Consider the following 1538-nt stretch of genomic DNA (forward strand, 5'->3'; position numbering starts at 1 on the left):
ACCGCTTCGAGAAGCTCAAGGAAAGCACAGGAGGAAGCTCGGCGGGATCACTGGACATTTCGGTGGCTTCGACGCGGCTGGGCCGTAAGATCATCGAGATGAAGGACCTGACCAAATCCATGGACGGGCGGACTCTGATTAAAGATCTGACCTATATCGCGGTACCGCAGGACCGGGTGGGTATCGTCGGTCCAAACGGCAGCGGCAAATCCACTCTGCTTAATCTGATTGCCGGGAAGCTGCAGCCGGACAGCGGCGAAGTTCAGCTGGGTGCTACGGTCAAGCTGGGGTATTTCACCCAGGAGCACCAGGATATGGATGACAGCATGCGGGCGATTGAGTATGTTAAGGAAGAGGCAGAGGTGATCCGTACAGCTGATGGCAGTGTGATTACGGCAGGCCAGATGCTGGAACGCTTCCTGTTCCCTCCGGCCATGCAGTGGACGCCGATTTCCAAGCTGTCCGGCGGCGAGAAAAGACGCCTGTACCTGCTGCGCGTCCTGATGGGGGCACCGAACGTGCTGCTGCTGGATGAGCCGACCAATGACTTGGATATCGGCACACTGTCAGTACTCGAAGACTACCTCGATGAATTCCCGGGTGTCGTCTTTACCGTATCCCATGACCGCTACTTTCTGGATCGTACCATCGATAAGCTGACCGCATTTGAGAACGGTCAAATCCGGTTACATGTCGGGGATTACAGTGAATATGAAGAATGGCTGGCGAAGAATGTACCTGCGCAGAGCAGCGCGGACAAAGAAATGAACAGCAAACAGAATACCGTTCAAGAGCCGGCTGCGAGTGCCGCGGTAGCCTCTCCAGCCAGGGAAAAAGTCAAATTCACCTTCAAGGAACAGCGTGAATACGAAACCATTGATGAGATGATCGGGCAGGCAGAACAGCATCTCGTGGATATCACTGCGCAGATGGAAGCGGCCTTTGCCGATTCGGGCAGACTGCAGGAGCTGGTCGAACTGCAGCGGCAGGGTGAAGCGGAGCTGGAGCGGCTGATGGAGCGCTGGACGTATCTGAATGAGCTCGCAGAGAGAATTGCCGGCAAGGCTTAGTTTTAAATCGCATGATTTCAATCCATAGTCAGGAGGCGGCGGGCTTTGATATATACAGTGCAGGATGCCGTTGCCTTACGCAGCGCGGGCCAAGCGGACGAAGCGAGGATAATACTGCTCAATCTGCTGACAGAGGACACGGAGAATGCAGAGCTGCTGTACCAGCTGGCTTGGACTCATGATGTGCTGGGGCTTGAACGGGAGGCTGTTCCCTATTATGAACAGAGCCTTGCGTTAGGGCTGCCTCAGGATCAGCGGGCGGGAGTGTTGCTTGGACTGGGAAGTACCTATAGAACACTGGGAGAGTACTCCCGTTCCAGGGAGGTGCTTCAGCAAGGGGCCCGGGAATATCCGGAGCGCAAAGAGTTCCCGGCATTTCTCGCGATGGCACTGCACAATCTGGGAGCGCATCATGAAGCGATGGAGATTCTGCTTAAGCTGCTTGCGGAAACCTCTGCTGATCCGGGA

2 protein-coding genes are annotated in these 1538 nt (G+C 55.6%); both read left to right on the forward strand.

Translation table 11 applies throughout. From position 1 onward, the window contains the following. A partial coding sequence (locus AQR02_RS07265) for an ABC-F family ATP-binding cassette domain-containing protein (protein WP_148449138.1) occupies positions 1 to 1070 on the forward strand: 1070 nt, incomplete at its 5' end. 45 nt (positions 1071 to 1115) lie between these two features. Continuing rightward, positions 1116 to 1538: tetratricopeptide repeat protein (locus AQR02_RS07270; protein ID WP_054940011.1), on the forward strand; the 423-nt coding region annotated here is incomplete at its 3' end.

This window comes from Paenibacillus ihuae, assembly GCF_001368795.1.
GTDB classification, from domain to species: Bacteria; Bacillota; Bacilli; order Paenibacillales; family Paenibacillaceae; genus Paenibacillus_AQ; species Paenibacillus_AQ ihuae.